Origin of the sequence: Pseudoduganella chitinolytica, assembly GCF_029028125.1 — a bacterium.
GTDB lineage: Bacteria > Pseudomonadota > Gammaproteobacteria > Burkholderiales > Burkholderiaceae_D > Rugamonas > Rugamonas chitinolytica.
This window is the reverse complement of record NZ_CP119083.1, coordinates 2,359,121-2,381,132: the sequence shown is the minus strand read 5'-3', so window position 1 is coordinate 2,381,132 and position 22,012 is coordinate 2,359,121. Positions and strand designations below refer to the sequence as shown.

At 60.9% G+C, this 22,012-nt stretch carries 13 protein-coding genes; 4 read left to right on the top strand and 9 right to left on the bottom strand.

Annotation, left to right across the window (positions count from 1 at the left end; all coding sequences use genetic code 11):
* Positions 1-468 precede the first annotated feature (468 nt).
* Positions 469-759, bottom strand: coding sequence for a DUF6881 domain-containing protein (locus PX653_RS10395; protein ID WP_277417814.1), 291 nt, complete (start codon positions 757-759; stop codon positions 469-471).
* Complete coding sequence (locus PX653_RS10390; RefSeq protein WP_277417813.1) at positions 756-3,851, bottom strand: HYD1 signature containing ADP-ribosyltransferase family protein; 3,096 nt, start codon at positions 3,849-3,851, stop codon at positions 756-758. Before PX653_RS10390 ends, PX653_RS10395 begins: the two co-directional genes overlap by 4 nt.
* A 35-nt stretch (positions 3,852-3,886) precedes the next feature.
* Here PX653_RS10390 and PX653_RS10385 point away from each other — a divergent pair.
* Positions 3,887-5,055, top strand: a protein-coding gene (locus PX653_RS10385) for an IS3 family transposase (RefSeq protein ID WP_371876344.1) whose coding sequence is annotated in 2 segments (ribosomal slippage) — positions 3,887-4,142 and positions 4,142-5,055 — 1,170 coding nt in all. Because the reading frame shifts where the segments join, the coding sequence is not laid out codon by codon here.
* A gap of 14 nt (positions 5,056-5,069) precedes the next feature.
* Here PX653_RS10385 and PX653_RS10380 read toward each other — a convergent pair.
* The 5 genes from PX653_RS10380 to PX653_RS10360 all read right to left on the bottom strand — a co-directional run bounded on the left by PX653_RS10380 (position 5,070) and on the right by PX653_RS10360 (position 15,532).
* Positions 5,070-6,947, bottom strand: coding sequence for a DUF6531 domain-containing protein (locus PX653_RS10380; protein WP_277417812.1), 1,878 nt, complete (start codon positions 6,945-6,947; stop codon positions 5,070-5,072).
* A gap of 1,729 nt (positions 6,948-8,676) precedes the next feature.
* Entirely contained in the window at positions 8,677-10,437 is a 1,761-nt protein-coding gene (locus tag PX653_RS10375; RefSeq protein ID WP_277417811.1) for a UvrD-helicase domain-containing protein, read from the bottom strand.
* Positions 10,438-10,439: 2 nt separating this feature from the next.
* Positions 10,440-12,251 carry an ATP-dependent nuclease gene (locus PX653_RS10370; protein ID WP_277417810.1) on the bottom strand — a complete coding sequence of 604 codons (1,812 nt, stop codon included), beginning with the start codon at positions 12,249-12,251 and terminating at the stop codon, positions 10,440-10,442.
* Between the two features lie 640 nt (positions 12,252-12,891).
* On the bottom strand, positions 12,892-14,220 hold the full coding sequence (locus PX653_RS10365) for an IS4 family transposase (protein ID WP_277414398.1): 1,329 nt from the start codon (positions 14,218-14,220) through the stop codon (positions 12,892-12,894).
* A 109-nt stretch (positions 14,221-14,329) separates the two neighbouring features.
* The gene (locus PX653_RS10360) at positions 14,330-15,532 is read right to left on the bottom strand and encodes an ISL3 family transposase (RefSeq protein ID WP_277415381.1); all 1,203 of its coding nucleotides are present in this window, start codon (positions 15,530-15,532) and stop codon (positions 14,330-14,332) included.
* A gap of 605 nt (positions 15,533-16,137) precedes the next feature.
* On the opposite strand from PX653_RS10360, the gene PX653_RS10355 reads away from it, so the two are divergent.
* Positions 16,138-16,542 (top strand): GFA family protein, encoded by a 405-nt coding sequence (locus PX653_RS10355; RefSeq protein ID WP_277417809.1) that lies wholly within the window; start codon positions 16,138-16,140, stop codon positions 16,540-16,542.
* 138 nt (positions 16,543-16,680) lie between these two features.
* Here PX653_RS10355 and PX653_RS10350 read toward each other — a convergent pair whose 3' ends face one another.
* Together PX653_RS10350 and PX653_RS10345 are read right to left on the bottom strand one after the other, a co-directional pair.
* Entirely contained in the window at positions 16,681-17,475 is a 795-nt protein-coding gene (locus PX653_RS10350) for an alpha/beta hydrolase (RefSeq protein ID WP_277417808.1), read from the bottom strand.
* Between the two features lie 3 nt (positions 17,476-17,478).
* Positions 17,479-17,817 carry a hypothetical protein gene (locus PX653_RS10345; RefSeq protein WP_277417807.1) on the bottom strand — a complete coding sequence of 113 codons (339 nt, stop codon included), beginning with the start codon at positions 17,815-17,817 and terminating at the stop codon, positions 17,479-17,481.
* 269 nt (positions 17,818-18,086) lie between these two features.
* Between PX653_RS10345 and zwf the strand changes: the two genes are divergently transcribed.
* Together zwf and PX653_RS10335 are read left to right on the top strand one after the other, a co-directional pair.
* On the top strand, positions 18,087-19,553 hold the full coding sequence (zwf, locus tag PX653_RS10340; protein ID WP_277417806.1) for a glucose-6-phosphate dehydrogenase: 1,467 nt from the start codon (positions 18,087-18,089) through the stop codon (positions 19,551-19,553).
* A gap of 1,026 nt (positions 19,554-20,579) precedes the next feature.
* On the top strand, positions 20,580-22,007 hold the full coding sequence (locus PX653_RS10335; RefSeq protein WP_277417805.1) for an MFS transporter: 1,428 nt from the start codon (positions 20,580-20,582) through the stop codon (positions 22,005-22,007).
* Positions 22,008-22,012: the final 5 nt, after the last annotated feature.

The following is a 22,012-nucleotide window of genomic DNA, read 5'->3' as shown; positions in this document are numbered from 1 at the left end:
ACAGTACACCTCACACAATTCATTTGCCCATAGAGAACAATCAACCCCCCCGGTTCTGGGCTCATTCATCTCATACATGTCGACGGGGGTTTTGCCGTTTATTTTACTGGAAAAGGCATTCTCAAACGGGGCTGCGCTGAGGGGCGGAATCTTGTCGTGAAAGTAATCTCCTAAAATCTCGAGTAATTCTTCGGAGACGGCCTCTGAAATGTCGAATTCACTCTTTAATCGATTGATATCCCGGGAGTTTAAGTGTCGATAAAATTCGACGTTGCGCTATAGATTTCTTGTTGAGGTGAGCTTTGCATTACTTCCTCTTTGATGGCATCTTGGTTGGGGTGGCGGCATCGGCGCCGATGCCTTTAAAATAGTTGCGTGCTTGCAGAGCCGCACACTTGGTTGCGTTGGGGCTTAGCCCCTCGATCACAGAAAGTTATAGGCCACAACCGTCTCACTACGTAAGGATCTTCAGTGCATGCTCGCACTTGTCGCCCAATTCCAGACTTTTTCGAACTCATCCTGTGTGATGGGTTCGGCATCGAACTCGTCAGATTCCTTAATTTCCTCAATGCTCGGAATGAGTTGATCGGCCAATGTCGAGGCGCCAATTTCCGCGCTCCCGGAGGCGTATCCGAGTAGTGACCCATCCTTTAGCAACTCAACCTTTCTCGTTTCCTGAGAATCGTTATTTACCTCTTGATAGATAAGGTGTGGCTCATCAGGATGTTGATGATTCCACGTGACTTTAATGTATCTCATCGGCAATCCTCATTTTCTCCATAACCCACGACCCGCCCGCGAAGGTCAAGCGGCTTGTCGTTAGGCACTACATAAACCCCATCACGACCTTTTTGCGCCTCAATACCCGTTGTGTCTATCGCGATGTAGTTGCTTGTTCTCTTGCCAAGGTAGCCAACGCCATAGAACTGGCGGGACAGCTGATTATTGGTCTTGGTTCCCGGCTTTATGTCAGTTAAATATTGGCCGTCGCCATATCTTGCGTCTTTTGGATTGCTTGCTTTCAAAGACGGATTCAGTTGTTGAGTAGCAAGGATGCCGGCCATACCTGCGCTACTTGTGTAGTGGTAGAGCACATTGTCGCCTTCAGCGCATCGGCAGCGGCATTGCATCTGCTTTTCGTTGTTCGAAGCATTAGCCTTCTTACTGTTGTTTTGTGCATTGCCCGCCTTCGACCGATTCAAACCCAGCGGGTCGGTCCACTCTGTTGGATTCGGTGCATAGCGATGCAAATTCAAACCGCCCAGAAGACCGATGGGATCGCGGGATGCAAACTGTCCGGAGTGCGGGTCGTAGTACCGATGCCGATTGTAGAACAGCCCCGTCTCCACATCCTCATGTTGCCCCTGAAACCGGATCGGATTTCGTACCCCGGCCTTGAACGCCGCGTCTTCGATCGCTTCCTTCGCTTGGCCCCACGCTTTGTACTGCGCGGACCAGGCAACCTTGCCTTCATAATCCGTCAACTCCTGCGGTGTACCCAGTTGATCGCACTGGTAGAAGGCGATCTCATCCTTCCCGAATGGGTCGGCGTCCTGCTCGAAATCACCATTCCACAGTGGATCGAGCGCAATGTCGTACTTACCGTCGTTGCGGGACATTAGCGCCTTGAGGTCCGTAGTGGGCGCCAGTCGAAGCGCCTGGCTTCGTGTCGCCTGCACTAGTGGCACGAAGCTGTCGCGTTCGTACACATAGTGCACCGTCCGCTCGTCGTTTGTATAGCCTTGGTGAACGCTGCTTTCCAACGCCAACGTATCGCCATCCCAGCCGTACATGGTCCGTGTCGTTTTCCTGAGCGTCGTACCTTCCGTCGCCTGACTGTGCTTGGTGATGCGCCGCCCCAGCGGATCGTAGGCGAACATGGTGACACCGTGCCATGTGGTGGCGCGGGTCATCCGATTAAACGCATCCCATTCGAACGTATCACGATGCCCGTTCTGTACGCGCTCGATGAGATTGCCGCGTTCGTCGTAGCGGTAGCTGACGCCGGCGTATTCCTTGAGCAGGTTGTCCAGCACCATCGGCAGCGGGGAACGAGTAGCAATGCTCTGATGGTGCGGCGCGGTGCTGGGTATCCGCATATTGCCAGCCGGGTCAAAGGCGAACGTCTCGTGGCCCATCGCGCTGTTTGCGGCCAGTAGCCGTCCGATCGGGTCGTAGCGGTATTCAATGTGGCCGCGCCGGGTGTCGTCAAGGCTGGTCAGTTGCCCCGATGGATCATAGCGGTAGCGCCGCCGGATCGCCGCCTGCATGCCGACTTGGACGTCGGGGCAGGACGTGTCGGGAATGAACTCCCGGTCCGTTCGGCTCCGCTGCGTGATGGTACCCAACTGCTGCTCGATCAGCCGCCCGGCCGGGTCGTACTTCCTCGTTTGCATCAGGCCATTTGCCTGAGTGCGGCCGGTTTCTCGGTACAGCGCATCGCGCTCGAACGAGACGAACTCTTGCCCATCGAGCAGCAGGCCGTGCACATGCCCGGCGCCATAGGTCAGCCATTCGATGCGGTGGCCATCCGGTCGGGTAGTGCCCGTTCGCTGGTTTAGTTCGTCGTAGCGATGGTGCCAGATCGCCGTGCGTTTGTCGGGATGGAACTGGCCGTGGTAGTGCTGGTGTTCGCGCACTAGATTCCCAGCGGCATCGTAGAACCATTGCAGCCGCGCGTGTTCGTTTTTCGCGTCGGCCAGTTGGCCATTGGCGTTGTAGGCAAAGGTTTCGATCTGCTCCGATTGGCCGGGAGCCGCTGCTCGGCGTTGCGTTAGCCGGCCCATGGCGTCGAACTCGAGCCGTGTGGTCATGCCGGCTTCGACCCTTTCGGCCAGCACGCCAGTGCCTTCATGGTAGCGGTACTCGGTGGTCTTGCCATCGAAACCCTGTTCCTGCAGCAGGCGGCCGACTGGGTCGTACTGGAAACGGTAGACGCTGCCGTTTTCGTTTTCCAGCATGGATAGCCGGCCAAGCGCGTCCCACCGGTAGCGTAGGTTGTGCCCTAGCGCGTCGGTGCGCTGCGCGATCAGGCCGGCGGCAGTGTACCGGTAGGCGGTGCGGCGTTGCATCGCGTCGATATGCGCCAGCAGCCGGCCTTCGGCGTCGTGACGCAGTTGTTCTTCAGTGCCGTCGGGGTGGATCACGGCTTCGAGTTGGCCTGGATGATTGCCGGTTTCTTCGCTGTGCGCCAGCGTCAGCGTTTCGACGTTGATTGGCGTGTACCGGTAGCGCGTGACGTTGCCGGCGGCATTGATGCTTTTCACAAGGCGCTTGCGCTCGTCGTATTCCCACTGGCTGCTGTGGCCGGAGCAGTCGGTGTAGCTGGCTAGCCGGCCATCCGGGGTATAGGCGAGTTTCTTGACGCCGCCCTTGGCATCGGTGACTTCGACGGGGCGGCCGACCTTGTCGTAGGCGTATTGCGTCTTGTTGCCGCGTGGGTCGATCTCCTCGACCAGATGACCCTTCGCATCGTAGTCGCGCTTCCAGGTGCCACCTTCGGCGTCGAGGATGCCGGTGATGCGGTGTTGGGCGTCGTATTCGAAGTGGACCTGGGTGCCGTCGGCACGCGTGTGCGTCAGCAGGTCGCCGTGGTCGTCGTAACGGAAATGCTCGCTGCTGCCGTCAGTGCGGATGTGGCGGACGACGTTTTTCGCAGCGTCGCGGAAGAACCATTCTTCGCCGCCGTCCGGATAGATCGTGCGGTAGGTGTAGCCGGCGATGTCGTAGTAGTAGCGTGTTTCGTTCCCCAGCGCGTCCGTGACGTAGGTCAGGCGGATGTTCTTGTCCCACTCGAGCCGGGTGTCGTGGCTGCCGTCATCGGCCTGGGGTACCCTGACTTTTTCGGACACTCCTGTTTGGTAGACTTCACCAACTGGAGAAACTTATGGCACGCTCAAAATCATACACCCCGGAGCTTCGTGAAGAAGCGGTAAAACTGGTCCTGACACAGGGTCTGACGCTGGAGGACGCGGCGTTACGGCTCATGATTCCCAAGGGAACCTTGGCCAATTGGGTAGCTGCAGCGAGGGGTGGCACCTCATCCAAAGTGGCTCCCGGCAGCCGCTCCGTGCCCGAACTTGAGGCCGAAGTTACCAAGCTGCGCAAGGAGCTTGCTGAGGCCCGCATGGAGCGCGATATCGTAAAAAAGGCGGCAGCGTACTTTGCGCGGGAGTCGCTGCCAAGTACGCGGTCATGAAGACATTGCGACTCGAATATTCACTAAGCGCGCTCTGCCGCGTCTTCGACGTGTCGCGCAGCGGGTTCTATGCTTGGACTCACGGGCAGCCGTCGAAACGTGCGCAGGAGGACGCGCGCCTGAAGGTCGCCATCGAGGCGGTTCATACGCAGAGCCGGCAGACATATGGGCCACTTCGGATGCAGCCGGAACTGGCCGCACAAGGCTTTCCTGCTGGCCGTGACCGCATCGTCCGGCTACGACGTGAGCTTGCCCTGCGCTGTAAGCAGAAGCGAAAATTCAAGGCCACCACCAACTCGAACCATGAGCTGCCGGTGGCCGAGAATCTGTTGAATCAGACCTTCGCACCAACCCGCCCGAACGAAGCCTGGGTAACCGACATCACGTATGTCGCCACAGGCGAAGGCTGGCTCTACCTGGCCGGCATCAAAGACGTCTTTACATGCGAACTGGTGGGCTATTCGATGGGTGCGCGCATGACGCAAACGCTGACCGCACAGGCCCTTTGGAAAGCCGTGCGCAACAAGCGCCCGGCGCCGGGATTGATTCACCACTCCGACCGTGGGAGCCAGTATTGCGCTCACGACTATCAAAAGCTCGTCAAGCAGTTTGGCATGCAACCGTCCATGTCGCGCAGGGGGAACTGCTACGACAACGCGCCTATGGAAAGCTTCTGGGGCAGTCTGAAAAATGAGCTGGTGCACCATCAACGATATGCAACCCGCGCCGATGCGAAGGCCGCGATACAGGAGTACATCGAAAGCTTTTATAACCGCCAGCGACGCCACTCGCGTCTTGGCAATGTAGCGCCAGCGTTGTTTGCCGAGGAATTCAGCGAACGGCTGCAGGCGGTTTGAAACAAGAGTGTCCGCTATTGACAGTACACCTCAGCCCACTCGCGGATCGCTTTCGCGTTGGCGCCGCTGTCGATGCTGGTGTCGTAGGCGAGATTTATGCCGCGTCCAGTGCGGTCGGTATAGCGGGTGACGAGGTGGCGGTCGTACTGGTACTGCCATGCAGCCGCGTTTTCGTCCTGACCTTGGATCAGGTCGCCTTGCTCGTCGTAGTCGTAGGCGGCCAGCTGGCGCACCAGTTGGCCGTCCTTGATTTCCCAGAGCGCGACGATGTGGCCGGTTTCGGCGTCGATCTGGGTGCCGGCGTGGGCGATGATGTTGTCGCCTTGCTTGCTGATGATGTCGCTGAGGACTTCCTCGCCGGCGGCCAAGTGGTCGTAGCGCAGGCCGAGAGCCGCGCCATCTTTGGCGTGCACCGAGATCAGGCGGAAATGCTGCTTGCCCATCTCGGCCGTCTTAGCGCGTACCGTGTCCGTCAATTCGTACGTTTCGCGCCAAGAGCTCGGTTCGCCCTCCGGCAGCGGCTTGCCGAAATCGAGCGTGAGCAGCGTGACGCTCAGGCGGGTCAGCGTGACCTGCTCAACCGGGTCGTGGTGTTTTTCGCCGACTGCGAGCCATGGGTAGCGGTGGCTGCGACCATCGGCGGCGTGATAGAGCAGGGCGGTGGGTTTGCCCTGGCCGAGGACGTCGATGCGCGTGCTGTATGGGGTCAGCCAGCGTGCGCCGAGGTTGCCGCGGTCATAGACGATCAACTGGCTGCGGTAGGTGCGGCTCCATTCGATGGGGAGCGGCGCATCCAGCACGAAATCGGTGTGCGTGAACGTTTCGGCGCCGGTGGCGAAGCTGATCGACCTTCCCGTCCCGACTTTCGCGGGGCACAGCTTGCAGTTGTTGGCGTCACCCATCGCTGGGTGCTGCTTGTTGACGACCTCCAGCTCCTGCCCGGGTTTGTCGTGCTTGTGCTGCGCGCCCTTGTTGGACGGCACCAGCGCCATATGGCGCCGCTTGTGTTTGACGACTGCTTCGCGCAGGCGCAGCAGGATCCACTTGATGCTCATCTGGGCCTTCTCGTCGGCCAGCGCGGCGAGCTGGGCGCGGAACGCCGGCTTGAAGTTGGTCAGGTGGGTGATGATGACGCTCATGCCACCAACGGCGCTCTGCGGCAGCTGACGCGCTGCCGTGGCGGCGGCGTAGTTCGCGGCCTTCTTGTACTGACGGTCCAGGGCACCCAACATGCGGCGCCAGCTGCTCTGCACCTTGTGGTCGTGCAGCTTGTGTTCCACCTCCGCCGGAGAAGCCACGTCGAACAGCGGTTCCTTGCCGATGCAGCGCCTGAGGATCGTGATCAGGTCGTCCGCGATGCCGTCGGCCATCTTGGCGCAATCGTCCAGGATGCCGGAGAGCCTGGCCATGGCGCCATCGATAAAGGTGTCGAGCTCGCCGGCCAGCTTCGCGTTGAGGCTCACAGCCAGCACCTCGACCAGCGTGGCGCCGACGTCCTTGAAGCCCATGGCGAACTTTTGCTTGGCCAGGTGCAGGGCAGGGCGCAGGCTCATGCGCGCCGCGCTCGACGCTGGCAGCGGGATCACGCCGATCAGGTTGACGCCCAGGCTGACCCACGCCAGGAACTCGATTTCCTTTTTGGCGATATATTTCTGGACGATGCCGACGACATCCATGACAGCGTCGATCACCGCCATGATATTGCCGATCACGGGCAGGCTGCCGGCCACCGTGCTCAGGCGCTCGAGCGTGACGTAGTCGTGGCTGATCTTGCGCAGCCATTTGTCGAAGGCTGCTGCGCCCGCGCCGACGTCTTGCTGGTCGATCGTGTTCAGTGGGGCGACGGCGACTTCCGGCGCGCGCTGGGGAGGCTTGGACGTAGGTTCGGACATGGAGCTGTTAATCAGTTGTTTTTCAAAGGCCAGGGCAGGGCTTAAATGCTGATGCGCACGGGCGTGCTCCTCGGTTTGGTAGGGTTGCTATTTTAGCATTTCTGGGTCGTTTTCATAACAGTAATCGGACATCCTAGCCTTAAAGTTGCAGTGCCTGGCTTAGTGCCCGTTGACCCGGCCGTCCGTGAATGCATCCTCTGCCGCTTGTTGGGGTGGCAAAAAAACTATCGGCCCGTTGGCCAAGGTCAAGTCCACTGTGACTCTTTTGGGCCGAAGCTGCGCAGTCCTACCGACAAAAAAGCTTAGTGTCGATTGCCGTGCCCCAGTTTATCCAAGCGCAAGGACGCACCGTCGATAGCGCTGAGCGGCTACGTTCGCCGCAGTGAAGTTCGGACCAGATGATCTAACGGCCACGCACACGTATCGCCAAGGGCGTTAACGCCCAGCGCTCAATCAGCCGAATACATCAGCCACTCAACGGAGAAGCCGTACTGCTTGGCATAATCTTGGGCCGACTTGCTGCTGCGCCACTACGTGACACCCGCGCGCCAATGAGATGTTGATATTCGCAAATCGAGAATTTGGGAATCTTCGAGGGTGTGATGATTCGAGTCTGGCCGTATGAATCTATAACTCTCGCGTGGATGTGCTGCGCGCTACGTTAGCTTCACGAAGCATTGCGCTGCCGGTATGCGGCGTACTTGTTGCGCGGCTACTTGTTCTTGAAGAGTAAAATTATGCGATGGACCGATATAGTCCGAATACAGTCACTCTTCAACAGGAGAGCCATGAGCGAAGACGCCGACCCCAGCTACAGCGCATTCTATCAATTTGCGGAGGACATCGATGCTTTCTATAGGGCGCGATACCGATATAAACGGCGGTGTGCCTTTGCACGGTATCCGACAGTTGACGTCAGGCGAGCAGCAATAGACCTGTACCTTCGATTTATGGTTGGGGAGCGTAGCGACGAGGCTTCTATAGTGATCGCTAGGATTGGTTTCCAGAAGCGGCATAGGGGTGAGGGAACGGCTTTACTCGCAAAGCTCGTCGAGCTGGCCCCGCGATATGGGTACGTAACGGTCGAGGTTGAGCAGGCCGGACCGGACGTCAGTATCCATAACTTCGTTCGGAAGTTTGGGTTCCGAAATAGCTTCGATGAGCGAAATTGGATTGTATCAATTGAAGAGCTAAGAAATCGATTGCGGTAACGGATGGCGGCTTGCACCGATCCTGTAGTACAAACCAGTGATCGCTGCGCTGCGCCGACTCTCGCGGGATATTCCACACTAGCTGGCCGCGCTACTGCACCTACAGCTGTACTGTCGGTCCGTCCTTACGTCACCCGCCGGCGGCCCGATCATTCCCAATGTTGCCTGTGCAGCGGGCAGGAAAACCCCGGCCTGGGCTGGAGATCTATCGCCGGGCGCTATCTACTCGCCCGCTTTGCTCGATCGCCACAAGGAAGTGAGCTATGGAAAGTGCGCCGCTTGAGGTTTGCGCGTTTCAACAGTGTGAGCGCGCGAAAACGGCTCACGGATGAGATTTCCTCAGGCCGCTCGCACCCGAGGATGGCGCGCCAGAACATTCGATAGCGTGCCTCGGGCGCGTCCTGGCAGCAAGCGCTACGCGGTGAACAGTGGGACTATACGGCTTGCCGTGATTATGCGCTAGTCAGGGATGGACCGGTGGGCATGCAGTCGCCATTAAATGAAAGCGCGGCGGCGTCTCAGAGCGCGTGGCCCCGCAACAGTGGGCAACTAGGCCACATGGGGTCAAGAATCAAAAGATGGCCGCGCGCCCGCGTGATACCCACGCGGAGAACGCGTCGGCTCTTCGTGTATGGCGGTATGTCGTCGCGCCATGCGAAGGAGGAGTCCACTCCTGCGCCTGTCCTGCGAGCCTCCCGGACAATGATGACGCCGTCGAACTGTTTGCCTTTGGCCTTATGAAAGTTCATGACCTGAATCCCCATCTGCGCCTCTGCGCCGTCCAGGATATGTTCTTGGGCCAAGGCTTGGTCGAGCGCTTCTCGCGCTCGGGTGTAGGCGCCGTCTCGCAGCCACTGCGTCGCCAAGCCCGCAGAGATGCGGTGACCTCGCTGGAACGCGACTAAGAAGTCGAGCTGCGTTGCCACGCGCGACAGCTCGGCTTGCCCGCTGTCGCGCAACGCGTGCTTGACCAAGAGCCAATCAGCGGCTGGGTTCCCGCTGAATCCAACAAGGTGAAGCCGCAAGATCACGCCGCGAAGCGCCTTGGCAATTTTGATCTGTAGCGCTTTTCCTCCACGGATTTTGTTGGCCTGCTCGGTCAACTTCGCGGCCGGGGCTTGAAAGTTACCAGTAGCGCGAAGGGCAGCGGCGATAAGGTCCATGCTCATCGCCACGTCTTGTTCAAAAGATCCTGCCGTCTTAGGCTCTAGCAGAAACGCCGCCAGCCGGGCGGACAGCAGCGCCTCTGCCTCGTCGAACAAGAGCTTGTGCTTTACCGGCGTCCCGCCCTGTTCGCCTATGGCGTTGAGCGCGTTGGACACGCGCAGAGCGCTGCGGTTGTTCGCGACGAGGATTGCGATGGTCTCGACAGGCTTGCCGGTGTCGACTTTGATCGCTTTGCAAAGCGCGCCAAGCGACCGGCGCAACAATGCGTTCCAGTCCGGCGTCGGATTCTCAGGCCGATAGGGCATCGAAGACACGCCTTTGTATGGCGCGCCTCGCGCGGTTCCGGCAAGCACGTCGTTTCCGAACAAGAGGATCTCCGAGTTCGGGCTCCGATGATTCTCGGTTCCGAAGTCGACCTCGTGCGGCGCCAAGGCTGCGCGGATCGCGTCGACGCGCTCCGGCCCCACCCCAGGAAGGTAGTCGAAGATCTGCTGCTCGAGATCCGCCAAGCAAATGATCTGGCAATGGGGTGCCAACATCTCGATGCATCGCCAGGCGAATTGGCCCGTGTCTTGCGCCTCGTCGACGACAATTATGGGATAGCGTCGGGCCACGGAAAGTAGAATGTGCGAGCTGGTAGCGAGCAGCGTTGTCGCGTTCGGAGCGAACAGGTCGAACGCGACGCGGCCGTCCTCACGGAAGAGGCGCTCGCGCTCGGCCAGCCACTCCGGCCAGGCATCGTCCCCCTCCGAAATTCCGCCGGAAAGGGCCTTTTCGTCATGGGGCAACAGGATCGAGAGCTTCCTTGGCGCGCCCAGCAGATAGGCGTGGCATTTAAGGACCTCCCAGAAGAACGAGTGGAAGGTTTGGATGGAAAGCTTGGCTTGCTCGCCCCTTTCCGCCTCGACTTTGGCCGCGTCCAGAATCCGGGCGACCGCCGCGCGCGAGAAGCTCAGAAACAACGCGGACTGTTCCGGCGCCATGCCCTCCTTGATGCGCTTGATGGCCTTGCGCAGCGCGATGGTCGTCTTGCCGCTGCCGGGCCCGCCAAGGATCAGCGCGTGCCCGTCGCAGGCCAACACGCTTTCGCGCGGATTGGGAGCCGCGTCCATGGCTACGCGAGAGCCGCTTCCAGGCCGCCGTCGTCGTCCACGATCGGCTGGGGCGGCGGGAACAGGGCGAAAATCTGGCGCAGGAAATCGGTGACCGTCTTCGGCAGCTCGTCGAGCTCGCACTCTTCGAACAGCCGCGCGCACCATCCCGCTCCTTTGGCGCCGGCGAGGCCGCCCCGGGCGATCGACAAGACGGCTTGGTCGTCGGGCCTCTCGCCGGGAATGACCAGGTTGCCGTTCTGGTCGTCCGCTTTCAATCCGACCAAGAAAGACCACAGCCGGTCTACTGGGACCTCCGCCAAGACCAAATCTTCAAAGCCCTTGTATGGATGCTCCACGTTGACCTCAAAATTGTCCGCCAACGCCTGCGCTTGCTCGGGCTTGCGCTTCCCTTTGTAATCCAAGTCGTAAAAAGCGAACGTGCGCAGGCCGAGCGTTTTGAAAAACTTGGCGAACTTGGGCATGTTCGATTCCCCGTCGGCATCGAAGAACGCGACCCCCGCGATATCGAGGGGCAGCAGGAGTGGATCGGCCTCCTCCATCCGCCGCGCCACGACCGGCATGGCGTGCAGCTCGGTGATTCCCTCAACGACGATCGCCGCGCGCCCAAGCATGCATTCCGATAGGCCGGACCGGGCGAAGCGTTTGTAATCGTTGTCTTTGAGCCCCGTGGCGTCGGACACCTTGCGCGCCGAGACGACGCCGTCCTCGCGGGTCAGCAGCAGGGTCATGGACGGCTCGAACTTTTCGATCACGAAAGGCGAGTGCGACGTGACGAAGGCTTGCGTCGTTTTGGTCAGCAGGTAGTTCGCGATGCGCCGCTGCGTGTGCGGAGGCACGGCGATCTCGGGCTCCTCCATGGCGAAGATCACCGTCTCCGGCTTTAAGTCCGCGATGAAGGAGAGCAGGGCGAGGACGAGGGTGTTGATCGTCCCGGTGCCCGCGTGCGCGAAGGGCACGTGCGTCTGGCCGGGGGACAGCGCCAAGAAGAAGGTCATAGTCTTGCGCAGATGCTCCCGGGTGAGCTCCGAGACGTGGACCCTAGTCGCGTGCCCTTGGCCTTGGGCATCCAGCGCGATGTAGCGGGAGAGGCGTTTTTCGACCGACCGCAACACTGGGGCGAGCTCGGCCGCCTCAGCCTCCATGTCCAAAGTCCGCAGCTTGGAAATGGTCTTCTCCCAAAGCGTGGTGCGCACGCCCTTCGCCCGTAGGATGATGTCCAGCAAGGAGCCGCGTTCAAGGCTGAGCGCGCGCGATCCCGTGCGCAGCGTCCTCAAATAGAGAAACCCGAAGAGACGCTTCACCGGCCTCGGAATTGGGGTCAGCTCGCCGTCGAGTCCATCCGGGCTGTGTGAGAAGTAGGTCTTCGCCTCGAACTCATCCTCCTCCGGGTTGTAGCGCCCCACGGTTTCGAGGCGCAAGCAGGGGAGCGCGACCGGCGGATTGGCGGCGGCGAGCTCGCCCTCGTCGAGCAGGCGCTTTTCGGCCACATGCCAGAACTCCACGTGGCCCCCGCATTTGCCCGAGACCTCGGCGCTCAGGTCGATCAGGACCGCCTCGATACGCAAAGGGATGGTTTCGGGAGCGGCGTCCTCCGCGGCCCCAGGCACGAGGTATCTCCCGTTGTAAAAGTCGAATTCGTCGACAGGAGGGAATCGATTCAAACGGTCCGGACCCAGGACTAGGTCCAATGCCTCGCAAACCGTGCTCTTCCCGACATTGTTGGAGCCAACCATCAGCGTGTGGCCGTCAAAAAGGAGATTCGCGGACTTGATACCCCTGAAATTCTGAATCGACAGGCGAACGACTTTCACGCGACCTCCCAGGCAATGACATTGTTGCTCACAATATCATATTGATATACCTCGGAAACGCTTTCAATCTGAAAGTGTCACATTTCAGCAGCGCGATTTGGTCGTCAACTCGGCCGCGCGACGCTGTCCACGGACACGGGCTAGTGCGTCCTCCGCTGAGCGCGGTGCCAAGGTATGAAGTCACGCGCGGCTCGGTTGACGGCAGCGCAGCGCGGTATGGCATTGAAAGGCGTGGTCCTCCCCGAGCGGCGTGACTGGCACTTCGGGATCGTCCGCAGTCAGCAGCCAACCTCCACCAATTACCGATGACTGCACGATATCGCAAGGCGCCGCCACACGGCGTCAAAATTGCAAGGAGGGCTCTCAGTATCTGGTCCGTAAAATCGCACTCTCGGCGGAGGTCAAGCGCAAATTCGCGGTGTGATCTAGACCTGTCTACCCACAAACGTACCCACAAATGCCTGTGAGCTGCTCGGATACTGCGGGAGACGTGTTGAGACAATCGGCGCCGGATCGAATACTTTGCCACTATGCAGATTGGCCGTACAGAGACGTGCTTAGACGTTGGTGGACAATCAGTTCGACAGACACCGTCTCCGCCAGAACAAATAAAAAAACCTCCCCTGCGGAGTAATGCCGTTCAGTTAAGGTCTTTTTTCAGGACGCGGACAGTGTAGCGATGAGGTAAGGCCTTCACGGCCCGGTCGATTTTTCGACCGGGCCGTTCTTCATTCAGTAGCATGAGCAGACGCTGGCGAAGGCGCTGCATCAAGGCGGGCAGCTTGCCATGTGAGCGGGTTACTGCTGCCCAATGCAGTTCGTATTGGATGACATGGAATGCACGGATAAAACTGACCTCAGTCGGCTCACACTTCACCGCCAGTGCGGCCTTGGCGATCTCCAGCCGGATCAGGTTATAGGCAGTCAAGGTTCCCCAGATTTCCTGGTAGACGCCTTCGACGGTACGGCTGCGCAGCGTCAACGCCCTGCCCATCATCGTTTGCTTGAGTTCGCGATAGCTCGTTTCGATCTGCCAGCGCCGGGTATAACAAGTCGCAACGTCTTTGGCCGTGTAGCGCTTGGTGTCGCATAGTGAGGTCAGCAATACGTGTTTGCGTGCGCTCTGGTCGATGATCGTAATGGCGCGTGCGCGCCAGGTCGCAGGCAAGTCCGGGCACTTCTTGCGTGCCTGGGGCGATACGCGCATTTCGATCATCGCATCGTCGGCAGTACCGCCAACGACTTCCCATTTCGTATTGGACTTGGCTGGAATGATGAAGTGCCTGTTCGTTCCTCCAACGGTCAGGCCGCACAGAATCTCGGCTGACAGAAAACCTTTGTCGAAGACGGTAAGCGAATCATCCGGAATCGATGCGAGCAGCTCCTTGGCGTGCAGCATCTCGTTGATGCCGTAAGGGCCAAACTTGGCATCGCGTATCAGGTGGGTCGGCACGGCAGTCAAGGTCACACCACGCACTTGCGGATAGCTGGCGATCCGGCCACTGGCATACGACTGCTCGCCGAAATGGTTGCGCTGTTCCGGCGTATCCGCCGTCTTCAATGTCGTGCCGTCCATCGCATACAGACTTAGTCCCTTGAACAGGTACTGCTTGCGATCCTGCTCCGACCATGCCTTTGCTGAGATCTCGAATAATGCCCGCAGTGGTTCGGCGCCAACACGCTGCCGTGCCTGCGCTACCGCGCTTTTGCTTACGAAAGGCGCCTGCACGTCCGGCAACGCAAGGTCCAGGTCGTCAACCACTTCACTGATAGACTGATGACGGTACAGCGCCAAGGCGACGACGAGCCACACTACCTGCTCGGTCGGCAGCCGGCGCCGTCGAATGCTCGCTTTGCCAGTGTGTACAACCGCTTGCTCGATCCACTCGGAAGGCAAGTGCCGTCCCAGGCGGGCCCAGTCCGGGTCTTCCTGGGCTTGTACGAGGAAATGGAGCGCGTCATCAAGCATGGTGACGCAGGTTAACAGCCTCAGCTACTGTTTACAACACCAAAAAGAAAAATGCCGCTCAGTCTTAACTGAACGGCATTATCCCCTGCGGAGGCTTTTTTATGGTTCTTCACGGATTTCCGGGGAAGGCAGCTTTGATCTTTAGGAAGAAAAATTCGCTGTCGCGGTAGCCGTAGGCCATGCGCTTCATGACCTTGATTCTGTTGTTGATTCCTTCTAGCTGGCCGGTATGCATCGGCCAGCGTACCCGCGCCACGATGCCGCGCCAGTAGGGTTTAAGCTTCCTGGCGAATTTTTGCAGCGGCTCGACGCCGCTTTCGTTTGCCATGCGCAGCCATGTTTGCCAAGCAGTTCGCCACTGCCAAGCGCCCTGCGCCGACCATAGTTCCTTCAACGCAGCCTTCATGATGTAGACGGTGCTCAGTGTCTGATTTGCTGCCAGTAGCTCGTCAAGGCTTGCCAGCTTTTCGGCCGGGATGTTGGCTCTGTTTCTTAACAGGAGCCAGCGAGCGCGCTTGACGACTTTACGCATTGGCAGATCATGCTTGAGCCGATTTGCCTCATCTACACGGACTCGATCAATCACCTCTCGGCCATATTTCGCAACCACGTGGAATAGGTCGTAGACGACGTGAGCCTGCGGACAGTGTTCCTTTACTTCGAGATCGAACGCCGTGTTCATGTCCATCGCAACAGCTTCGATTGCGCGGCAGCGTTCCGGTCCTAACCACTCAAAGAAAGGACGCAACGCTTCGCGGCTGCGTCCCTCGCCAACCCATAAAACACGCCGAGTGTCAGCGTCGAGCACTACCGTGGCATAGCGGTGCCCTTTATACAGAGCGAATTCATCCATGACCAAGCGGGTAGGCTGGGCATCTGGCAAGGCCGCAATCTGCGCTGCCAAGTTGGTACGCTCGATGCGTCGTACTGTGTCCCAGTGCAAGCCAGAGAGCTTGCAAACATGGGCCACTGGCAGTTTTTGGCACCATAGGCCCACGAACTCGGCCAGCCGTTGTGTCACCCGTGCATGACGGTCTAGCCACTTCACGCGCTCAGCTCGAGTCCCACATTCACTACAGCGAACACGCCGCAGACGCACCCGCAACCAGACCGGGTCGCCCAGCATTGGCATATCACGCACTACACGCCAGCCTGTTTCATGAATCTGCCAGCAGTTTGAATCGCAGCCCGAGCACACTAGTGGGGCCCTTGGGTCAGGAACCAACGTGATCCACGTTGCACCATTCTTGCGCTCGAGGTCAGACGCGAGAAAACCTTCCCAGAATGGAAGGCCGAGATTATTATCTTGCATGAAAGCGGTAAGTTGAGTTCAGTACTGTTGGTCGCACAACAAGTCTAACTCTTCTCTACCGCTTTCCTGTTTTTCGGCGCACCTTCCCGGAAATCCGTGAAGAACCTTTTTTATTTGTCTGGACGGCAGGCGGTGGATTCGAAGACCCTGCGCCTACCGGCGCGAGGCTCTGGCGAATCGCCCATCTGCCGCTGCTTCGCGCGGCGCCGCGCGCCGGGGGCGCGCGACGTCCGCGTCGTTTATTCCCCTGAGCGAGACAAGCCGGCAATGCGAGGCTCCGGCAGCGCGCCGCGCGCCAATGCCTGCGGCAGGATCGTTCGCAGCATGCCGAACCGCCAATTCACCAGCGCGCAGCCCGCACGCCATGCACCAAGGGCGACGGCCCATCGTATGTCTTTTGGATCTAGAATTGCCGCGTCGGTCGGAACGCTACTGATCGGGGCTGCAGTCCTCGAGACCGCCGGGCGGCGCGATACGGATTGCGCAGCCTGGTGGCGCTTGGCGGCGCGTCCAGTCTTACAAGCACCCCGCGCAAAAGCGGCGGAGGGCGATTCCAATCGGGACCAATGGCGCAAGGTCGGGCCGCCTACCTACGGAGGAAAACCATGGCGACAAGAACCGCATCCTGCAGCTGCGGCCAGCTGCGAATCGAAGTGGCGGCCGAGCCGAACGGCGTCGGCATCTGCCATTGCCTGGCCTGCCAGCGACGTACCGGCAGCGTGTTCGCACCGGTGGCCGGGTTTCCCCTTCCTTATACAGTGAGCGGCCGGTCCACGGCCTACGTGCGCACCGGCGACGCCGGCTGTGGCTTCGTCTACCACTTTTGTCCGGTGTGCGGCTCGACGGTCTTCCATACGGAAAACGACGTCGACGACGAAGTGTTCGTGGCGGTCGGCGCCTTTGCCGATCCCGACTTTCCGGCGCCGCAGATTTCGGTGTACGACTGCCGCCGGCATCCTTGGGCCCAGCTGCCACCCGGTACCAGGGCGTTCGAGCGCGATCCCACCTGAGCGCGGCCTATTGATCGGCCAGGAACAGGAATGTCGTGACGCACCTTGAACAGGCTTGCGACCCCGGTCCGGCTAGCCCATGGTTACTGGACAAGTGCGCCGGCGAGCCGCGACACGTTCGCCTGGGCTGGCCAAGCTTCAGAACCGCCCGGCGATATCCGCGATCGCCGCGGTCCAGATGTTGACCCAGGAATTCATGCTGTGTCCGCTCGGCGGATAAACCTCGGTCACCGATGCGCCCTCGCGCTTGAAGCTGGCCGAAATCTTTCTTGCATGCCGCAGCGTCCCGCCTTCAAGCAGTCCGGCACCGATGTAGAGGTGCGTTCCGCGCACCCTGCCGAGCTCTGGCGCCGTCCACTGCGCGGGCGACATCACGATCGCGCCGTCGAAGGGTACCTCTTGCCCGGTGACCATATCGAGCGCCCATGCACCGCCATTCGACATGCCGGCGACGTAGCGCCTTTTCGGTACCTGCCCCTGCTCGACATAGCTGCGCACCGTGCGCATGGCGAAATTTTTGAATGCATCATAATCGGCGGGCGCTTGCCCTTGAAGGAGTTCCGCAATCCTCTTCCGGGATCCGCCCTTGCTGGCGTTATGGATGCCGACCAAGACGAACTTGCTGAGTTCGGCACGGTAGCGCAAGGCGTTGACCAGCAGGACGTTCAGACCCGCGCCATCGGCCATATAGACGACCGAGCAATCGGCGATGCCGGTCGAACACTCCGCCCCGCGAAAGATGGATAGGGTCCGTAGCTCGTCGGTTCCGGCGCCGAATGGCAGCGTAACCTTGTCGATCCGCAGTCCGGACTCGCCGATAGGTTTGGTGCCAGGCTCGTCGGCGAGAACGAACCGTGTCGTGCCACGGTAGCGATAGGGGGCGTCCTGCCGCTCGGCATTGATGATATCCAGGGAAAGCAGCGTGTGCGACATGCCCTACCACTCGATTCTCGCGCCGAACAGGCGATCGCGAACGGGCGGCAATTGTGCCTGCAAATCGCAGCAGAGGAATGGCCTGTCGCCGAAGAGGAACGTGGCATTCGTCGCATCGAACGCGACCAGAAGCGAGTCGCCATTCATCTCCACGTATCGGCGATCCTGCCCGATCAGCGCCGACATGCGAGCGGCCTCCGACTTGGTCAACCCCTTCATGCATGGCTCGGAAATTCTCACCGCCGCGCATCGTGGCATGCCTGGAAGGTCCAGTTCTTCGGCGCCCGCCGTGCGCAGCCCCCCAGCCATCCATACCAGCGTTGCCAGCACCACTTTCAGCATTGCTTCGTCTCCTTCGACACGCTGGCGCCATCCCGCCACGCACAGTGCAGGCGATGCCGGCCCACGGTGGCGCAACAAGCCAGCGCATAACCTAACCGGTGATACGGGCTCGATCAAGCGTTCCGGCACGATCCTGGCAAATTTGCCAGGCCGGCGCAAGCAGCGGATGGCAAGGCCGTCGATGCCACTCAGCGGCGATCGCGCCGGCCCACGCGAAAAATCCCAGACCCATGTATCCTGCTGTTTCCGTCAACCTTTCCCGAAATACCATGACCTCGTCCGCACAATCCGCTCCCGGCCTGCCCCTCGACATGATCATCTTCGGCGGCATGGGCGACCTCGCGGTGCGCAAGCTGCTCCCGGCTCTCTACATGGCGCACCTGCACGGCAACCTGCCGCCCGGCACGCGCATCGTCTCCACCGGCCGCCAGGAGTTCGAGCGCGCCGCCTACCTGGCCTTCGTCGAAGAGAAGTCGCGCCCGTTCATCGTCGACGCGAACTTCACCGACGACGCCTGGCGCAGCTTCCTGCAATTGCTTGAATTCGTCCGCGTCGACGTGCAGCAGGACGACCTCACGGCACTGGCGGCCGCATCGCGCGCCGGTGCCGAACGGGTGTTCTACCTCGCCACCGCGCCATCGCTGTTCACGACCATCTGCGACAAGCTGGCGGCCGCCGGGATGGTCGATCGCAATGCCCGCGTCGTGCTGGAAAAGCCGCTGGGCCGCGACCTGGCGTCGGCGGTGGAGATCAACGAGGCCGTCGGCCGGCACTTCGCCGAGTCGCAGATCTACCGCATCGACCATTACCTGGGCAAGGAAACGGTGCAGAACCTGATGGTGCTGCGCTTCGGGAACTCGATCCTCGAACCGCTGTGGCGGGCGCCGAACATCGCCAGCGTGCAGATCACGGTGGCCGAGGAAGTGGGCGTGGGCAGCCGCGCCGGGTTCTACGACAGCGCCGGCGCGATGCGCGACATGGTGCAGAACCACCTGCTGCAGCTGCTGTGCATCGTGGCGATGGAGCCGCCCACCTCGCTGGCGCCCGATGCGGTGCGCGACGAGAAGCTGAAGGTGCTGCGCTCGCTGCGCCGTTTCAGCCTCGCCTCCATCGCCCGCGATACCGTGCGCGGGCAGTACACGCGCGGCGTCAGCGGCAACCAGGAAGTGCAGGGGTATCTCGAGGAACCGAACGTGCCGGCCGGGAGCGGTACCGAGACGTTCGTCGCGCTGCGCGCCTTCATCGACACGTGGCGCTGGTCGAAAGTGCCGTTCTACCTGCGTACCGGCAAGCGCATGGGACGGCGTTCGTCGAAGATCGTCATCGAATTCGCCAATCCGCCGTTCTCGCTGTTCCCCGAGTACCAGCAAGGCGGCGCCGCCAACCGGCTCGTCATCGAGCTGCAGCCGGAAGAGGCGATCAAGCTGCAGCTGATGGCCAAGGAGCCCGGCAGCGGCATGCACATGCAGCAGGTGGCCCTGAACCTCGACCTGCAGTCGGCCTTCTCGCAACGCCGCGCGGAAGCCTACGAGCGCCTGCTGATCGACGTCGTGCGTGGGCGCCTGACGCACTTCATGCGGCGCGACGAACTGGAGGCCGCGTGGGAATGGGCCGATCCCATCATCGACGGCTGGAGCACGCTGGGCGAGCATCCGCGCCCTTATGCCGCCGGCACCTGGGGCCCGCCCGAGTCGTTCGCGCTGCTCGCGCGCGACGGCGCCAGCTGGGTGGAGTGATCCGCAGCGCGAGAACCGGTGGCGCGCCCACCGTTCTCGCGGCCTGGCGCGACCGCTGCGGATCGAACCCCTGCGCGGCACGGTGGCCGGAGTGCGGATATCGATGCGGCCGGCGCTGTCCGTGCCGCCTTGCCCCAGTTGGTCGGCCGATATAAAGTTCGTTCGAGCCGATACTCCCATGCAGGCTCCCGCATAAACCTGCACATTAAAACCGGAGCCGAACCTATCCATCCTGTCGGCATATAATTATTCCGGTACCTTAATGCTTGAAAACCCGCTGCCCAGCCCGTTTCTGTTGGCTCCCTGTCGGCAATTGCAGCATTGACGGGGCGCACCCTCATTGAGTCGTACTTCAGCTTCATAATCAGTGTCCTGCCCGGCGCCATATCGTTGCCAATCGCTTGGGCGAGGGCGGCATAAGCCAGTCGATTTGATGTGGCGGCGTGCAATTACTGATAGCCTCGGTAATCCTGCGACCGGCCCATTACCGATGTCTGGCGAACATTTCTTTGCCGGTGCATCGATCAGAACCAAAATTGGCAGGTAGCAGCCGCGGTGCACAGCGTGGTTGCAAGGGGCATCCCCGCAGGGCAACCCTTGCATGGGCTAACCAACTCCCCTGCACATCAGGCAACACCTGAAATGCATTTCATCTCCGCCGACCCACCTGTTAATTCTGGCAGGATCGGGATAAAAAGCCCTGTTGTCACATCCCCGTAATCCGACCCATTTAGCATGGGTCAGGGTATTCGCATGATAGGCGGCAGGAAATTTTTGTAATCCGGAGGTTATAGGCCTTCCCGGAAACGGCGATTCTATTCGATAACTAAAAATATCCTGCCGGCTATTTGCCTGGGCACGATGTTTTTATCGAGTGTCGGAATTGGTTGCATAAAACGAAATTTCTGTAATATCCTCGTCGCCGAAAGTTGAATGCGACTCATGACGGGTCGGCGCGAAAAATCATTATTTCGGAATGTCGGGCTGTCCGGCATTCCTGTGTCCTTCGAGCGGAAGCGGGAACCGATGAGCGGATCGACCAACGAACGACTGGCCATACAAGCTGCCGGCGCCGCTGCGCGGCAAGGCGACGATGACGGCACGGCAGCGGCCGGCGTGAGTTCGCCGCACGCGCTTTCCGTCAACGCACGGCCGGTTTTCGCGCTGTTGTGGCTGAGCGAATCCGCGTTCGATTTCGGCTCGACCCTGATCGGTTTTGCCATTGGCGTATGGATCTACGGGCAGACCGGGTCGGTACAGGACTATTCGCTGTCGGTGCTGGCTGCCGCCGTGTCGTCGATGCTGGTCATGCCCTTCGCCGGCACCTTCGCGGACCGGTACAACCGCCAGGCGGTCGTGGCGGGCTGCGACCTGGCGTCGATCGCCGGCACGGCTGCCATCGTGCTGTTCTTTTTCGTCAGTCGCCTGGGCGTGGAAGTGCTGTACCTGTACACCGCGTTGTCCGCGGCGATCGCTTCATTGCGGCGCTGCGCGGTCCGCGTCGTCGTCAGCAGCATCGTGCCAAAGGAGCGTTTCACCCAGGTCAGTGGCCTGAGCGGCATTTCGCGCGCCATCGTGCAGGTCGTCGCTCCCAGCGCGGCGGGCGTCCTGATGGCGCGGGCGGGATTGCCGGGCGCGCTGACGCTGCATCTTGGCCTGCTGGTCGGGGGCGCCTTGCTGGCGTTTGCGGCCTTGACGCAGGCGCGCGGCGCGCTGCGCGGACGCCACGGGTCCGGCCCGCAGCGCTCGTTCCTGCACAGCGCGCGGGCCAGTTTCCTGGGCGCCCTGGGCTACCTGAAGCATGAGCCCCTGATGCGCAGCCTGCTGCTGTACGGCGCGCTGGTGCAGTGCCTGCTGGTGCTGGCGACGGTCATGTTGACGCCCATGGTGCTGGCCACCCAGTCGAGCCAGGTGCTGGGCCTGGTGATGTCGCTGGGCGCCGCCGGCGCGCTGGCCGGCTCGCTGCTGGCCGCGACTTCCATCATCCGGCGCCACCTGATGCTCTGGGTGCTGGTCTGCGATGCGCTGCAGTCGGCGGCCATCTTGGCCGCCGGGTTGACGACGACGCCCGCGATCTGGTGCGTCGCTGCATTCGCCTGCCTGTTCTGCGGCAGCGCTTCCGTTGCCTGTTCCGGCGCCCTGTGGATGCGCAAGGCGCCGTTGGCCCACCAGGGCAGCGTGTTCGCGCTGCTGTCGGCATCGAACCTCCTGGTGATGAGCCTCGTGCTGCTGGTCGGGGGCTACCTGGCCGACGCGGTGCTGGAGCCGGCGCTGGCCGACGGCGGCGCCTGGCGCGAAACGGTCGGCAGCTGGTTCGGTACCGGCAAGGGACGCGGCATCGGCTTCCTGTTCTTCGGGGCCGGGGCCTGTGGCCTGCTGGTGAGTGGCCTGGCCCTGGCCAACCGCGACCTGCGGCAACTGGAACGCCTGGTGCCCGAGCGAGCGGACGATTGATCGTG

Bases quoted from the DNA above. Each gene is read 5' to 3' on its own strand.
- PX653_RS10350 (WP_277417808.1), bottom strand. From the start codon at position 17,475: ATGTCGCACACGCTGCTTTCCCTGGATATCATCAATGCCGAGCGGCAG.
- PX653_RS10365 (WP_277414398.1), bottom strand. From the start codon at position 14,220: ATGCTTGATGACGCGCTCCATTTCCTCGTACAAGCCCAGGAAGACCCG.
- PX653_RS10355 (WP_277417809.1), top strand. From the start codon at position 16,138: ATGGCGACAAGAACCGCATCCTGCAGCTGCGGCCAGCTGCGAATCGAA.
- zwf (WP_277417806.1), top strand. From the start codon at position 18,087: ATGACCTCGTCCGCACAATCCGCTCCCGGCCTGCCCCTCGACATGATC.
- PX653_RS10345 (WP_277417807.1), bottom strand. From the start codon at position 17,817: ATGCTGAAAGTGGTGCTGGCAACGCTGGTATGGATGGCTGGGGGGCTG.
- PX653_RS10360 (WP_277415381.1), bottom strand. From the start codon at position 15,532: ATGCAAGATAATAATCTCGGCCTTCCATTCTGGGAAGGTTTTCTCGCG.
- PX653_RS10395 (WP_277417814.1), bottom strand. From the start codon at position 759: ATGAGATACATTAAAGTCACGTGGAATCATCAACATCCTGATGAGCCA.
- PX653_RS10335 (WP_277417805.1), top strand. From the start codon at position 20,580: ATGAGCGGATCGACCAACGAACGACTGGCCATACAAGCTGCCGGCGCC.
- PX653_RS10375 (WP_277417811.1), bottom strand. From the start codon at position 10,437: ATGGACGCGGCTCCCAATCCGCGCGAAAGCGTGTTGGCCTGCGACGGG.
- PX653_RS10380 (WP_277417812.1), bottom strand. From the start codon at position 6,947: ATGTCCGAACCTACGTCCAAGCCTCCCCAGCGCGCGCCGGAAGTCGCC.